Origin of the sequence: Bartonella sp. CL70QHWL, from assembly GCF_042194855.1 — a bacterium.
Taxonomy (GTDB): domain Bacteria; phylum Pseudomonadota; class Alphaproteobacteria; order Rhizobiales; family Rhizobiaceae; genus Bartonella.
On record NZ_JBHINJ010000002.1, the window covers coordinates 48,008 to 63,704 of the forward strand.

At 36.9% G+C, this 15,697-nt stretch carries 10 protein-coding genes; 6 read left to right on the forward strand and 4 right to left on the reverse strand.

Features of this window, described 5'->3' with window-relative positions:
• Positions 1-39: 39 nt before the first annotated feature.
• On the reverse strand, positions 40-516 hold the full coding sequence (gene smpB, locus ACFIJZ_RS01470; protein WP_012231306.1) for an SsrA-binding protein SmpB: 477 nt from the start codon (positions 514-516) through the stop codon (positions 40-42).
• An 18-nt stretch (positions 517-534) separates the two neighbouring features.
• Positions 535-1,419: a 4-hydroxy-tetrahydrodipicolinate synthase gene (gene dapA, locus ACFIJZ_RS01475; protein WP_375630790.1), complete on the reverse strand. Its 885-nt coding sequence runs from the start codon at positions 1,417-1,419 to the stop codon at positions 535-537.
• A gap of 250 nt (positions 1,420-1,669) precedes the next feature.
• Here dapA and ACFIJZ_RS01480 point away from each other — a divergent pair, with 250 nt between their 5' ends.
• On the forward strand, positions 1,670-3,760 hold the full coding sequence (locus tag ACFIJZ_RS01480; RefSeq protein WP_375630792.1) for a lytic transglycosylase domain-containing protein: 2,091 nt from the start codon (positions 1,670-1,672) through the stop codon (positions 3,758-3,760).
• A gap of 1,040 nt (positions 3,761-4,800) precedes the next feature.
• On the opposite strand, the gene ACFIJZ_RS01485 is transcribed toward ACFIJZ_RS01480, so the two are convergent.
• The gene (locus ACFIJZ_RS01485; RefSeq protein ID WP_375630892.1) at positions 4,801-5,571 is read right to left on the reverse strand and encodes an energy transducer TonB; all 771 of its coding nucleotides are present in this window, start codon (positions 5,569-5,571) and stop codon (positions 4,801-4,803) included.
• A gap of 244 nt (positions 5,572-5,815) precedes the next feature.
• On the opposite strand from ACFIJZ_RS01485, the gene ACFIJZ_RS01490 reads away from it, so the two are divergent.
• The 5 genes from ACFIJZ_RS01490 (at position 5,816) to ACFIJZ_RS01510 (ending at position 12,165) form a co-directional block, all read left to right on the forward strand.
• Positions 5,816-7,996 (forward strand): TonB-dependent hemoglobin/transferrin/lactoferrin family receptor, encoded by a 2,181-nt coding sequence (locus tag ACFIJZ_RS01490; RefSeq protein WP_375630794.1) that lies wholly within the window; start codon positions 5,816-5,818, stop codon positions 7,994-7,996.
• A 271-nt stretch (positions 7,997-8,267) separates the two neighbouring features.
• The gene (locus tag ACFIJZ_RS01495) at positions 8,268-9,311 is read left to right on the forward strand and encodes a hemin-degrading factor (RefSeq protein ID WP_375630796.1); all 1,044 of its coding nucleotides are present in this window, start codon (positions 8,268-8,270) and stop codon (positions 9,309-9,311) included.
• A gap of 18 nt (positions 9,312-9,329) precedes the next feature.
• Complete coding sequence (locus ACFIJZ_RS01500; protein WP_273791109.1) at positions 9,330-10,232, forward strand: hemin ABC transporter substrate-binding protein; 903 nt, start codon at positions 9,330-9,332, stop codon at positions 10,230-10,232.
• A gap of 5 nt (positions 10,233-10,237) precedes the next feature.
• Positions 10,238-11,335, forward strand: coding sequence for a FecCD family ABC transporter permease (locus ACFIJZ_RS01505; protein ID WP_375630798.1), 1,098 nt, complete (start codon positions 10,238-10,240; stop codon positions 11,333-11,335).
• Positions 11,332-12,165 carry a heme ABC transporter ATP-binding protein gene (locus tag ACFIJZ_RS01510; RefSeq protein WP_375630800.1) on the forward strand — a complete coding sequence of 278 codons (834 nt, stop codon included), beginning with the start codon at positions 11,332-11,334 and terminating at the stop codon, positions 12,163-12,165. The genes ACFIJZ_RS01505 and ACFIJZ_RS01510 overlap by 4 nt, the downstream gene beginning before the upstream one ends.
• Positions 12,166-13,292: 1,127 nt before the next feature.
• On the opposite strand, the gene ACFIJZ_RS01515 is transcribed toward ACFIJZ_RS01510, so the two are convergent.
• A complete protein-coding gene (locus tag ACFIJZ_RS01515) occupies positions 13,293-14,267 on the reverse strand; it encodes a tail fiber protein (protein WP_375630802.1) in 975 nt (324 codons plus the stop codon).
• Between the last annotated feature and the right edge of the window lie 1,430 nt (positions 14,268-15,697).

The window sequence follows — 15,697 nt, forward strand, 5'->3', positions numbered from 1 at the left end:
AAAAAGTGCTATAAATAAAGAATATCGAAATTGCATCCATCATCCATATCTTTTTAAAAGTCTTGCTTTTTCACGTCCCCAATCACGTTTTTTTTCCGTTTCGCGCTTATCATGAAGCTTTTTCCCCCGCGCTAGAGCGATCTCCAACTTAACGCGCCCTCGTTCATTAAAATAAAGTTTGAGAGGAACAAGCGTCATTCCTTCACGAGACGTTGCATTAAAAAAACGTGCCATCTCACGTTTTGAAAGTAATAATTTGCGCAAACGTCGTGGTTCATGATTAAAACGATTAGCCTGCGTATATTCAGGAATATAGCTGTTTACTAACCATAATTCCCCATTCTCAAAACTCGCATAGCTTTCAGCAATATTGGCATGATTAGAACGTAAGGACTTCACTTCCGCTCCCTGAAGGACAAGACCAGCCTCGAGATTATTAAGGATTTCAAAATTAAAACGTGCTTTACGATTGTCAGCAATTATTTTCCGTACGGGCGCGTTCTTTTTTTTATTCATGGCTTTGTCAATATCATTTTATGCTTTTAAAAGACCAGCATGACTGAGGGCTTCATCAATAATCTTCTTTGTTCTTTCTGTTAATGGTACAATAGGAGAACGCACAGTATCACCACAAAATCCTAATTTTGCAGCAGCATATTTAATACCTGCTGGACTAGGTTCAATAAACACAGCACGATTAAGAGGCATCAAGCGATCATTTAATTCTCGTGCTGTTTTATAATCACCACGAAAACAAGCTGCTTGAAGTTCTGCACAAAGCTTCGGAGCAACATTGGAGGAAACTGAAATACACCCCATACCTCCATGTGCATTAAAACCTAACGCCGTACAATCATCACCAGAAAGCTGCACAAAATCTTTTCCACACTTTTCACTTTGTTCACTAACGCGCTCAATTCTGCTCGTTGCATCCTTAACACCAATGATATTGTTAAAATCTTGATAAAGGTCTTTCATCGTTTCTACAGCCATATCGATAATAGAACGACCAGGAATATTATAAATTATAATCGGAATAGAAACAGCTTTGGCAATGGAAGAAAAATGCTTGTATAAACCAGATTGATTTGGTTTATTATAATAGGGAGTGACAACCAAAACTGCATCTGCACCAGCTTTTTGCGCGTATTGTGCAAGCTCTACAGCCTCGCTTGTGCTATTTGATCCCGCTCCAGCAACAACAGGAACACGCTTTGCAACCTGCTCAACACACAATTCTATAATCCGCTTATGTTCTTCATGACTTAACGTTGCTGATTCACCTGTTGTCCCAACAGGGCTTACACCGTTAATCCCTTGTGTGATCTGCCATTCAACAAAATCACAAAACGCCTTCTCATCAATTGCGCCCTTGTTATCAAACGGTGTGATAAGCGCAGTTATAGCTCCCTTGAGCATGATAAACTCCCTATAATGTTTGCTTTTATTTTTTTATAATCGCCTTTTATAAATTTTAAATAGAGCATAATCTTGCTCTATCATTGAAGCAAGATGAATTTCAAAAAAAGCCCTCATAAGATGAAAATGCCCCTCCTTAAATGTTGAACAGTTCTTTAAAATAAGCCGTCTATATTAACGCGTTTTTCACGCTTGTGTTCTATAAATCCTTAAGTTTTTACAAAAAGCAAGGTCTCAAGGTCTTTTCTCTATGCGTGTATTCTCCACCTCTCTTTTCGTATCAACCTTTACTGCACTTATACTGGCAATAAGAATTTTATTTTCAAGTGCATACGCGCAAACACCCCTTTTGCAAGGGAAAGCGCCAATCCCTTTGGTTCGCCCTACTCCCTTTACCACAAAAGAAGCTCAAGACTCTCTTCAACAGATACACACGACATCACACAATACTGCTACACTTCAGCAACTGAAAGCTGGGCTAGATGCACTAGCAAACAACAATATTGCAAAAACAATAAATCTTCGTAATTCAATGGAAAAACATAGCCTTGATCGTCATATTTTGACATGGGCGCTGGGGGTATCAAACCAAGCGAATATACCAAGTTCTGAAATATTTAATGCAATCAACATGCTAAAAGGATGGCCAGGTATAGAAACGATGCAACGCAATGCTGAACGTGCTTTTCTTAACGAAACCAACGTTACACGCGCAATCATCCAAAAATTTTCTCATCACCCGCCCCAAACAGCACAAGGGATGGCTCTCTTCGCTAAAGCACTTATCGAAACCAGACAAACCACTCGTGCTCAACACATTATTGCTCCATGGTGGCATAAAACACAACTCAGTGCAAAAGAAGAAGTATTTGTTCTTAAAAATGCAAGCGCTGCATTAAAACCTATTGATCATTTGAAACGCATGCAGTTTATGCTGTATGCACATCGTTTTGATTCAGCAGCACGCGTTGCAAAATTAGCCCATGCTCAATCTCTTTTTAATGCTTTTGTGGCCGTTGAAAAAAATGATCCTAGAGCTACACAAAAATTAAAAGCTGTAGAGAGATCATGGCAAAAAGATCCTCTTTTTCAGTTTGCTCGAATACGCCATCTTCGACGAACAGAGCAATATGATGCGGCCGCAGCACTCATGATGAAAACATCAAACGATGCATTTCGCCTTATGAACCCTCATTCATTGTGGAAAGAACAACGCGCCCTTTCTCGTGAAATGCTCGATTTAAACAAACCAAAAATTGCTTATCAACTCGTTGCAACGCACACTGGTATAACATCTGCATTAGCCGTCGATGCTGAGTTTCATGCAGGATGGTATGCACTACGGTTTCTTCATAACCCTAAATTAGCAATGCAGCATTTTTCACGTATTCCTCAACTCTCTTCTTTACCTTTTTATGCATCACGTGGATATTACTGGATGGGACGAACAGCAGAAGCGCTAAAAGAACATCAAAATGCCCAGCAATACTTTCATCGCGCTGCTCATTTTGGTGCAACTTACTATGGTCAATTAGCCGCTGAACGACTCAACCAAAAAAAGCTTAAAGTTTTCTTTCCCAAACCAACAACCGCTGAGCGACAACATTTTAGTGCACGAAAAGCGATCAAAGCAATTCAACGTCTTGAAGCAGCCGGCTATGCTGATTTTGCTAAAATTTTTTATAGAGAGCTCGGAAAAAGAATAGAAAGCCCCGGTGAATTAGCTCTTCTGGCTGTTATGGCAGAAAAAAATGGAGACTATTATACCAGCCTCAAAATTGGAAAAATGGCTGCTTTTCAGGGAAAAAATGTTGGTGCACTCTCTCATCCTCTGGGAGCTATACCAGCTTCTGCTAATATTTCTGTAGAAGAAAAATCGCTTATCTATGCCATTGCACGCCAAGAAAGCGAATTTAATCCAACAGCCATATCAAAAGCAGGTGCACAAGGTATACTCCAATTGCTTCCTACAACAGCAAAAGCACTGGCAAAAAAATACTCAATCGCATGGTCTCCTAAAAAATTTAGCAGTGATGCTCATTATAATGCAACATTAGGTGCCCATTTTCTCAATGAACAATTAGAACGTTTTAATGGATCCTATATACTAACTCTTATTGGCTATAATGCGGGTCCCCGTCGAGTCAATGAATGGATAAAACGTTATGGCGATCCTCGAGGACAATCTCTCGATAACGTCATTGATTGGATTGAACGTATTCCTTATACAGAAACACGTAATTACGTGATGCGTGTCATGGAAAATTATGGTGTCTACAAAGCAAGACTCACTGGGAAAATAGATATAAAAACCGATCTGCTTTCTGGTCGACGGAAATAATATGCCTTAACTTCCCAAATAGCATTTGAAAGCATTCATAAGAAGTGTTTTTATTCCTTTTTAAATAGTACCCACATACCAGCCTTCTTATGATGTATAAGCAAGTAATTTTAATTGATTCAGTATCAATAAATTCAAAATAAGAAAACCCTGCGCTATTCGGGTCTTTTATTCTAAATACAAAATGATGAATTATCATTATAAATCAACATGTCATACAAATAGTTCATTTCTTCTCAACATAAACGACAATATCATAGAGATTACAAATATAAGAGAAGAGTGAAACAAATAGCTCATCCTTTTACTGTTGCTTATTAGTCAATATTCAAATCTTGTGAAACAGCATATTTTAAAACTATTTTTTTCTGCTTATAACATTTCTATACCAAATAGAGAGTAGGTTGTTATATATATCGTTTGGATTATCTCTGATAACAGAAAGACAGACTCATTGAGTTAGAAAGCCTTAAAGACAAACAATTTTCTTCTGCCCCTTCCCTTTCATTCGGTTTTACGACTTTTAAATATGTCAATATCTTTTAATGATGAAGATGAAGCTTTGCTTTTTGTTTTTCTCATTTTTACATATAAGTTCACATCCTTCACACAAAAACAGAGCATCCCAAAATAGTATGTTTTTCTTATTGATATTCTTGTTTTATTTTAATGTTTCTAAGTCTATTTCACAACGGTGTATCTGGAAAGTACTTACGAAAATCCTCTCACGAACGGTATAAAAATCGATTAGACACGATTAACCTTTACTTAATTACTTAATAAAAGCTATAGCTCTATCATCCCATAACTCCCAATGTTGCAACAACCCTTTCATTTAGAGTATTCATAAGAAGTATATTCGCTGCTTTTTAGAAGTTTTTATTCATGCTCCCCCCCTCAACTTATATCATAAGTAAGCGAATGGTTTTGATTAATTCAACGTCAAAAAAATTAGAACAAACTATATTTTAACTTTCATTAAAATTATAAACAATCATTATAAATCAATATATTATAAGAAAAGCGCCCCGCATAAAAAATCAGCTAAATATTAGGGATACTCTGATTGTTTTATTCACTTTTGATGGTGGTGGTGGTGGAAAAGAACCAATGCGTTGAAGTGCCGCCATCGCTAATCGATCAAGTTCCGGATCACCAGCAGAGACTGCTACACGACTAGAAAAAATACTCCCCTGCTCATGTACCATAAATTCTAACTTCACCGTTCCTTTTGTATGACTGGTACGCTGTCCCACAATATAATTTTTTTGCCTTTCTAATTGTGACTGTACCTTTGCTAACCACTCCATTAACAACATATCTTCAGTCCCTGCTGTACCACCGCCCTTATTGGTGGAAGAAGAACGTACCGCCTTTGTATTGGAGCGCTTTACTACAGCCTTTGGCATCGGTATTGTTTTTTTGATAAACGCTTTATGCTCCACTTTTTGAGGAAGGGGGTCTTCTAAAGACTTTAAGTCATCCTGTTCTACTATATGCTGAGGTTCTTGCGATTGAACTTCATCCACGGATTGCAATCCTTCTAACTCCTGCTCTAGGAGATCAGACTGTAATACTTCTGGCTCTGTATTAATATCCGACTCTGTATGAATATCTGGCAAGTCTGTATCAACATCCGGATATACAGTTTCTTGCGCAAAAGTCAGCATAATCTCCGACGAGAGCAAGCCATTACTTACACCAATACTTTGAAAATAAAACTGCGCTCCCAATAATACATGCAAAAAGAAAGCTCCAACAAATGCACCAATCCAAAGAGTTAATAATTGCTTCGTATTTGCAAAATTCATCGTTTTTTCTGCCACTATTTTAAGCTTAATATTGGTGTTCAATCTCATTAAAACAGGCTATTTTGAAATTGCAACTTTTTTCTTGACTGATTTTGTCATGTTTAATATGGTTTTCCAGTGATTTTGTGTTGTTTTCAAAATCATTTCTACTTGGCTGGCAAGTTTTAATCAGCGGGTCCAGCCTTTTTGTATGTAAATAAAATTTCAAAACAGAGAGGGGACGTTAAAAGGGTTGTGATGTGTTATGCAAATAAGACGAAAAAATATCTATAAAAGCTGTGTGATTTTAAGTGCATTATCGGTCTGTATACCTTCATTTGTTTTCGCACGAAGTAATGATGGAGCTTCTGTCACTGAACTCAAACCAATTGTTATTGAAGAGAAAAAAATAGGGACGGCCTTGGATTCGGTCACTATTTTGACGAGTCGAAAAACCGCGAAAGATATTCGTGAAAAACAAATAACTGATGCCTATGATATTAATCGCCTTGATCCATCCGTATCCTATAACCCAGGGAATAACAGTTTTGTCATTCGTGGTTTAGAGGCAAGCCGTATTCTTACAACGATGGATGGTATCGTTCTTCCATGGTTGGACGATATATTCCGCGGAAATAGTGGTAACACAACGTTTGATTTTGGTGCACTTTCCACACTTGATATTATTCAAGGATCGGATTCTAGCCTTTATGGATCTGGTGCGCTAGGAGGAATTGTTGCTTTGCGTACCCTTGATCCTGAAGATCTTATCACAGAAGGAAAAAATTGGGGTGGTCTTATAAAAGGTGGTTATCATTCTGTTGATAATAGTTGGCACGTAGATCAAGCTGTTGCAATGCGTGCTCAACAAACGTTTTTGCTTTTCCAGGGTTCTTATGCGGAAGGTCATGAGCGCAAAAATATGGGAACCTTAGAGGGCTATGGAGAGCGCACACGTAAAAACCCTGCTCATTTTGATCAAAATAATTTGCTCTTTAAAATTCACCAATACCTTGATGATAATCACCGACTTGGTTTTACCGCCGAGCGTTTTGGTCACACCATTGATACACATTCATTGAATGCTTCTGAGAGATATTATGCCCCTAGTTCTGTTTATGATAAGGACGACAAACTCCGTGAACGCCTTTCTCTTTCTTATGACTATAATGGCAATGAAGATGCACTTTTTGATGCATTTCGTGGGCAGATTTATTGGCAAAGACAGTCAAATCGTCATATTCTGACCGGATTTCGTGTTAGGGCCCCCAAAGGGGATTTTTTGAGAGATAATTTTTTGCGTAATACTAATTATGGTATCAATGCTAACGCTCTCAAGAAAGTTCATATTGGCACTGTAGATCATACGTTAAAGATTGCCACTAATGTTTTATCATCTAAATTTCATCATTATTTGTTAGGGAAAGATAATTGTCATTTGGCGGAAAATGCACGGGGCTGTCTCTTTGTACCCGCTAATCGGTCAGATTCACCAGATGCGAATGGCTATAATTTGGGTTTTGTTTTCGAAGATGAAATTGGCTTTGCTGATAACCATTTCCGTATAACACCTGGAGTTCGTTATGATTGGTTTAAATATATCCCTCAAAAAACGTCCTCTTATGAAAAAGCTCTGATTTCTGACAAATTTCCTCCAGAAAGAAATGGTTCACGTTTTTCTCCCAAATTACGTATGGAGCTGGATGTTCGTAATCAAGTAACACTTTATGCTCAATGGGCGCAAGCTTTTCGTGCACCACGTATTCCAGAACTTTATGTCTCTTATATAAAACCCTCTGCTTACTATGTGAAGGGAAACCCTGATCTTAAAGCAGAAACAAGCAATGGATATGATGTTGGTATAAGGTATGGAAATGGAAACTTCGGCGGTTCAGTCAGTGCCTTTTTTAATCAATACAAGGACTTCATAGATACTATAGATAAAGGGCCATCAGAGGAATTCAAATTTGCGCGTCGCCATTACATAAATCGTGCGAATGTGCGTATTTATGGTGCTGAAGCCAAAATACATTTGGCTCTTAATGGTGGATTCCATAGCAATTTTGCTCTTGCCTATTCGCAAGGAAAAGATCTTGATAAAGATGAATATCTTAACTCAATTCCAGCTTTAAAAGCGATTGTTGGGATCGGATATGCAAAAGAAATCTGGGGAGCAGACGTTGTTCTTACCTCATCTGCCAAACGCGATAAAGTTGCTAAGGAATCGGACTATCAAAAAATTCCAGGTTATAATATTATTGATGTGTCAGGTTGGTTGAAGCCATTTGGTGAAAAGGGTCCTGTTATAAGGGCTGGTGTTTATAATCTGTTCAATCAAAAATATTGGAATGTATCAGATCTTCCTTCCGGTGAAAGCTCAACGCCGAAGGATTATTATACTCAGCCTGGTCGCAACTTTAAAGTTTCGTTCGTGCAAAAATTTTAGTTACTTTTGTTAACCATTAGATCAATTAAAAAGGTTAGATCGATAAAGAATAAGTTATTGTGTTTCTGTTCTTCTTGTTCTCTAAACAACAGATTTTGAGGTTTAAGCTTTAGCTTTTTGTAATTTATCGGTTTTTATTGTTCTACTGTTAATAAAAAAAGGGCTTATTTGGTAGTAGGTTGAACCATTAGTTGATAGTGGTTCGACTTACTGTCTTTGAGTTGAAAAATTAAACAATTAACCCTCAAACAGGTAACATAAGGATAAGCCCATGTCATACACAGCCGAAATGATTATTCGCTTGCGTGAAGAAAAAAAAGAGATGCGTAACCGCGATTTCACGGACTCTATTGGTATATCCGAAGCAGAACTCATTGCGGCTTATTGTACAATTGGAAAAGCAAAAAAACTACGCGCTGATGTCGCTACTCTCTTGGAAAATGCTCCTAAACTTGGCACAGTTATGGCATTGACACGGAATGATAATGCTGTCCATGAAATAACAGGATGTTTTGAGAAAATTGTTCAAAGCCAGCATATCCCGATAACACTCGGTGAAATTGACTTGCGTATTTTTTCAAAAAAATGGAAGTTTGGTTTCGAGCATGATGTGATTATTCTCGGAACACCTATGAAAAGTTTGCAATTCTTTGATCAATATGGCATTGCCATTTTCAAACTCTATTCTAAAGACGCAACAAATATGGAAGAATGGGCTGCACTTGTTGAAAAGTTGCTTCATGACGATCAATCACCTGTACTTGATATTTCTCCCGTTCTTACTCCAGTACAATGTGATACGACAAAGCTGGATGTTGAAAAGTTCCGAGATCGTTGGCGCCAGATGACTGATGTGCATCAACTTCATGAGATTATTTCTGAACTGAAAATTAATCGACATGATGCTGTAAAACATGTCGGAAATGAGTTTGCCGATGAGTTAAAAATAGAAGCTGTTGAAATGATGCTCAGACAAGTTGCACAACAAGAGTTACCAATTATGTGTTTTGTTGGTAATAAAGGATGTATTCAAATTTTCACTGGGCAAGTAAAGAACATTAAGCAAATGGGACCTTGGCTTAATGTTCTCGATCAGAAATTTCACCTCCATTTACTCGTTTCTGGATTTTATAAGGTATGGCGTGTTCGCAAGCCTACGATTGATGGGTATGTCAGCTCACTTGAAGTTTTCGATAAAGCTGATGAGATGGTTATTCAATTCTTTGGCGTACGCAAGGAGGGACAAAAAGAACGTGACGATTGGCGCTCTTTATTGAATAGTTTGCCATCATGCCAAGAAAACAGCAGTAACTAAGATAAGGTAAGGTTGGACATGTTCATATCTCTTTTACATAGGTTATCAAACCTTTTTCTTATGTGTTTACTGCTCTCTCTTACTTGTTTTTCTAAACAAGTAATTGCTGAACCTGCAACGCGTTTTCCTGAAAATGCTCGAATTGTTTCTATCGGCGGAGCACTTACAGAAATTGTCTATGCATTAGGAGCCCAAGATCAACTTGTCGCCCGTGATAGTACAAGTGTCTACCCACAAGAAGCGCTCAAGCTTCCTGTGCTTGGATATATGCGTGCTCTTTCACCTGAGGGTGTTTTATCACTTGCTCCAGAGGGTATATTGCTTGTTGAAGGAAGCGGTCCCGCTTCAACAATTGATATTCTCAAAAAAACATCGATACCTCTGGTGATCATACCAGAAGACTACTCCCGTGAAAATGTGATAGAAAAGATTCGCCTCGTTGGTCAAGCCATTCATCGGGAAGTGCAAGCGGCTGCGTTAATTGAGAAATTGAAGCGTAATTTTTTAGACAACGATGCGCTTTTGGCGAAAGTAACAAGACCAAAGCGTGTTCTTTTTGTTTTCTCTGTGCAAAATGGACGCGTCATGGCATCTGGAACGGGTACTGCAGCTGATAGTATGATAAAACTTTCAGGCGCTATCAATGCTATCACCGATTATAAAGGATATAAACTTCTCAACGGCGAAGCGTTATTGAAATCAGATCCCGATGTTATCTTACTTGTAAAACATGGTGCAAGATCAACCAGCATTGATAAGATTTTAGCCATACCGGCAGTTCAAGCAACAACTGCAGCAAAAAATCATGCCATAAAACAGATGGATGCCATGTATTTTTTGGGATTTGGTCCACGCACTGCAGACGCATCAAGAGAGCTTATTGAGATACTTTATGGTGCAAATCAAAACGGTAAGAGCTGATAAAAATGGTAGACGGTACATCCATGATGCATTTACCTGAAGCAAAAGAAGGTAAAAAAATAAGCCGTTCAAAGCAGGGGAAGATTTTATTATTAAGCTTAATAATCTTCCTTATCTTCAGTATTTTTGGTGGGCTCTTGAATGGTGCTGCAAAAGTTTCTTTCGTTGATCTCCTCCATGTGATGCTTACACAAGATTTTTCGGTAAGTAGTAAAACGCGTGATTACCTCGTGCTCATAGACATAAGGCTTCCCCGTGTTATCTTGGGATTATTGATTGGAGCAGCTTTAGCTGTCTCTGGTGTTCTTATGCAAGGGCTTTTTCGTAATCCTCTTGCAGATCCCGGAATTGTAGGTGTATCAGCAGGCGCTGGACTTGGAGCAGTCTTAGCAATTGTTGTCGGTATTGCTTTTCCTGTTTCATTTGCACCTTTTCTAGAGCCTTATAAAGTTATCATAGGTGCTTTTTTTGGTGGACTTTTATCAACGATTATTCTCTACATAATAGCAACGCATAATAGCTTTACCTCTATTGCAACCATGCTGCTTGCTGGTATTGCTCTTGGTGCATTAAGCAGTGCAGTTGTCGGAACATTGATTTTTGTCGCAAATGACCAACAACTGCGCGATATCACTTTTTGGAGTCTTGGCTCTCTTGCGGGCGCTACATGGTTAAAAGTATGGCTCGTTCTTCCTTTTATCGTTATTGGTCTTCTTTTCTCTCCCTTTTTATCACGAGCACTTAATGCCCTTGCTCTTGGAGAAGCTGTTGCTGGCCATATTGGTTTCCATATTCAACGCGTCAAAAATATTGCTATTCCCCTTGTTGCTCTTATGTGTGGTAGTGCTGTTGCTGTCAGTGGTGGTATTGGTTTTATTGGTATTATTGTTCCTCATATTTTACGTCAGCTCATAGGTCCTGATCATCGCTATCTCATTCCTTGCTCTGCTCTCCTGGGAGCAGCATTACTTATTTTTGCTGATATGTTTGCACGCTTAATTGTTGCCCCCGCTGAATTGCCGATTGGGATTGTAACAGCACTTTTTGGTGCACCTTTCTTTCTATGGATCCTTATATGCAAAAGAGGAACAGACTTTTCATGATTGAAGCGACAAATATTTGTGTTCAGCGCGGAAAGAAGAAGATTCTTAAACACATTAATCTTCAAGCTAAAAGTGGTGCTTTTACCATTATTATTGGTCCTAATGGATCAGGAAAAAGTACTTTTATCAAAGCTCTGAGTGGTGAAATTCCTTACAGCGGAAAAATAACCTTAAATGGTTATAATGTACGCCAAACAAAGACTCATATAATGGCAAAAATGCGCGCTGTACTACCACAATCAACAACGCTCGTATTTCCATTCTTAGTCCATGAAGTTGTAGGACTTGGCCTTTCTGTAAACCAATTTACCTTTGCCACAACCGAATTGCAAAATCTTATCCAGAAAGCTTTAGAGTGCGTTGACCTTTCTGATTATGGCAGCCTGTATTATCACCAATTATCAGGCGGAGAACAAGCTAGAGTACAACTTGCCCGTGTACTTTGCCAAGTCTGGAAACCTGTTCATAATGGGATTCCTCGCTGGATGATATTAGATGAACCTATTGCTAGCCTCGATATTCAACATCAAATCATCGTTATGGATATTGCTAAACAATTTTCCTATTCTGGTGGCGGCGTTCTTGCTGTTCTTCATGACCTCAATCTCGCGGCACATTATGCAGATAACATGATCTTGCTCAAGGAAGGTGAGATTTATTGCGAAGGAAATGCAACTAATGTTTTGACAACACAAAATCTCCGCAATGTTTATCATTGTTCTTTAAACGTTTCTGAATTACCTAAAGAAGATATCCCTTTTATACTCCCTCAAACGGCATCCTCCTATGAAATTAGATCTCTAAGCTGTCGGCTTCAATCTAAAAACTAAAGTCCATAGCAAAATAAAACACGCAAATATTCAAGAATCTTTTTTATTTTTATATGAACTCCTTTTTGTCATCTATCATTAAAAAAGAAGACCAAGCACCCTAAAGATATTTTTTGAAAAAACTACCAGTTTAAAATCTTTCAAGATTTTACGTAACTAAAAACATGTGAAGTTTTGTTTTGCTATCAAACTGTTAGATAATACGAATTTATACAACATAAATATGCGTTTTCCTACTCTTTCTATCACTTTTATCTTTATAAAAATGATTCAAGAAATGCGTACAAATGCCTTTGTTATAATAACGGGTGTATTATTTATATCTTCTAAGGACCATATAGAAATCAAGTACTTTTCTCCCCTCCACAAAAGATTTGTTTGTAGCTTTAATAGTAACATCTTCTTTATAACACATATACTTTAACTTTTTTTATAAATAAATATTAATTTATACTAATATTTTTTACTTTTCTCTTTCTATTAAAAAATTGTTTATTGGCATATCACAAAGAATTAACCTATTGAATAAAAACTTTAAAATAAACTCAATAACACTTCTTGTAAGCCCCCCTAATGCAAAAACAATGCGAAATATAGGGATGAGGAGAGAGTATAGAAATAGCGTTTGTCTTCTGCTTCACAAGCATAATGATGATTCCACTCAAGGAGTACTATCATTTACAGATAAAGCCTCCACCATGGCAATGCAAAGAAATGAAATCGACAACAAGGTGAGAGATATCTTTATAAGATGAATTAACTCATACGGGGGTATGCTGTTTTTGCACAAAAAAACGTTAAAATATTGTACTTTATTTATGCCTCAGGTTGAATAATTTTATCACCTTACCCCCTATCAAAACACCTTATGAAAAAATGTATCTCTAGATCACTTCACGGTACAGTTTAAATGATTTTTACATATTTTCCCTATGTTATCATACAATTATAAAATAAATTATATCCTTAACTCTTTCTTTTAATCATTTTTAAATTGTTTTTTGACTCTCTCAAGTATCCTATTAACAATATAGATTTCCTCTTCATATGCATAGAAAATAACGCGGAATTGCTCCGCGTTAACAAAATTATCAAGGTCTATAGATTATTTATGGACCCGACCATACTCATGATTTTATAGCATAGACAACGGTTGTATTAACAGGGCGCGTTTCTGCCTCACCCGTATGGGAAAGAGTTACCTTGTGTGTATGTGCACCAGCAGAAGCTGTTCTCCCTTTCAGGGTCGTATTATAAGTATAATGATTCGGGAGTCTCCCAATATCACCAACGGGCCAGCCTACCCCTTGATACTCAAAATTGTGTGCATGCTCGCCTGCGTTTTCAATGCTTCCAATATGCGTATGCGATTTTATGCTATCTTGTTGTTCATCCGCAAACTTTCTACCACCATCTAAACCCCGACCATTATCAAAGCCGCGTAAAAACATGCCTCTAAAATCAGGAACTTTAAAAGTTTTATTGCTGTCTTTTCCCCATTTATCACCTATTGCATTGAATAACAGCGGATAATCTTCACGCTTATAGGCCTTACCATCACATAAAAGCCAACCATTTGGCACATTTTGCATAGCAAATGTTGCAATGAATCCAGCGGGAAAACTTTCTATCTTTGGTGGTGTAGGATTTAATAAATACCAACCCTCATGCTCTTTTATTAAAACACCATTATTGTATACCATTTCATAAATGCCATCTGTTTGAAATTCTCCACCTTCTAATGGTATAACCCCCACATCAGTGGCTTTATAGATAAGCTTTTCTCCTATATTATTAACAGTTATGGTTGTCGCGCCAATATTTACACCACAAGCTTTAAAACGTATGACGATATCATTGTTGTATTTCTTTATAGGCGAAACTGTCTTTAAAGTAATTAATGTTGTTTTATCATCCACATTTACTGTAAAGCTTGAATTAATAGATCCTCCATTATCTGCAAGATATTCACGTACGCGCTGCATCATCGCCCGTGCACTATCATTAACAGAACTAGGCGGCTGACCTTCTGCCCAATTAATGATACTATCTGAATAAGCATTTTCATCAGCCTTTAGAGACCAATCGTAAATATTAGACATTTTAAATCCCCCATTATTTTCATAGTTTTTCTAACAATTTCTCGTTCTGTGCACTAAAATGTGCGGCCGCTGTTGATTGGTACATCATAACCACTGTACCATCCGTATTTACGCATTTTATCTCTCTTCACTCCTTCCAATTTTATAACCTAAATTCACCAGACGCTTTTCATAACATTAGTATTAATGCTTTCTCTTCTAATGTGTAATGTAACCACCTCATTTGAGGTTACTCAGTATCTTGTTTTGTTGTTTTGCTGTTGTTATATAATTATTTCTCAAATCTTGCATCTTGTTGCAAAATTTATAAATACTGTTCAAAATTTTTCTTATTATGGATTTCATATAACCATTACTGAATGTAATAACTTATCACCCACATAGAAAGTTTCTGACTTAAACATTATCTTTTTTTATTTTTTCAATAGTTTAAATCTATCTCGTCGATATTTTATACCATATATTTTAAACAAAGAAATTCTATCTTTTAGCTATCATTTGTATTAAAATTTTAAAATTAGCTTCAAATTTTTTGCATGCTTCATTATGTTTTTATTCACATGCAGATACTTTGTTCTATTTTATTCAATTTATTCCTGAAATTGTGTTACAGGATTATCACCAATGTTTTTTTGAACAAGCTTTTGTTCAATCTAAATACATCATAGAGAATATATTCAATATGGCTATTTCCTCACGCTTTCATTGAACTGAAAAGAAATACTTTGAAATACTAAAGAAACACTACACACCTTCACAAAATTTGAAGGTTGTATCCGATCCGGAAAAAATTAAAAAGCATAACCTAGCACCCTCCCCCAATTTTTATGAACAATATCCTTGTTTTTTAAACGCCCCATAACCAACTTTTCCCCTCCCACACTTAGCACATCTGCCTCTATATATTATTATATGTATATCTTTTTTGCAAGAACAATAAATCATTCTAAACAACATCTTGCAATTATTGGTGTTCTTCTTAATTCATGACAATATCAAAAAGCATTCTCTAAACTGTTTTTCTAACTCATCTGCTTCATCAATCCAAACAAAAAATACGCTCCATCGATTTAACACTTGCTATACCCTTAACTATCAAAGAAAACACCTTACAAAATCTTGCATAAGTAGCCAGACAATTGGACTATCCATGGCTTGTCTTTTCCAAATAAAATATCCTCTCCACTCATTACCGACTTTATTTTCAGTGTTCTCTGCACCTTGAACTTCTATCTTCCCTTTAAAATATACATCATTTATTAGCTACACCCTTTACCAGCTCTCGATGGGGTTATTTTTACTGTTTTTGAAGTTATTGCTATATTTTCTAATGTCAGAAACATTTTCTTTAGGTAATAAAAAACTCAGAAATTCCAGACTTTTTACATACATAACGCTAATATATAACCTTACAATACATGAATAAAATG

Coding starts and splice junctions, on each gene's coding strand:
- ACFIJZ_RS01495 (WP_375630796.1), top strand. CDS start 8,268: ATGTCATACACAGCCGAAATGATTATTCGCTTGCGTGAAGAAAAAAAA.
- ACFIJZ_RS01500 (WP_273791109.1), top strand. CDS start 9,330: ATGTTCATATCTCTTTTACATAGGTTATCAAACCTTTTTCTTATGTGT.
- dapA (WP_375630790.1), bottom strand. CDS start 1,419: ATGCTCAAGGGAGCTATAACTGCGCTTATCACACCGTTTGATAACAAG.
- ACFIJZ_RS01480 (WP_375630792.1), top strand. CDS start 1,670: ATGCGTGTATTCTCCACCTCTCTTTTCGTATCAACCTTTACTGCACTT.
- ACFIJZ_RS01515 (WP_375630802.1), bottom strand. CDS start 14,267: ATGTCTAATATTTACGATTGGTCTCTAAAGGCTGATGAAAATGCTTAT.
- ACFIJZ_RS01510 (WP_375630800.1), top strand. CDS start 11,332: ATGATTGAAGCGACAAATATTTGTGTTCAGCGCGGAAAGAAGAAGATT.
- ACFIJZ_RS01485 (WP_375630892.1), bottom strand. CDS start 5,571: ATGAATTTTGCAAATACGAAGCAATTATTAACTCTTTGGATTGGTGCA.
- ACFIJZ_RS01505 (WP_375630798.1), top strand. CDS start 10,238: ATGGTAGACGGTACATCCATGATGCATTTACCTGAAGCAAAAGAAGGT.
- ACFIJZ_RS01490 (WP_375630794.1), top strand. CDS start 5,816: ATGCAAATAAGACGAAAAAATATCTATAAAAGCTGTGTGATTTTAAGT.
- smpB (WP_012231306.1), bottom strand. CDS start 516: ATGAATAAAAAAAAGAACGCGCCCGTACGGAAAATAATTGCTGACAAT.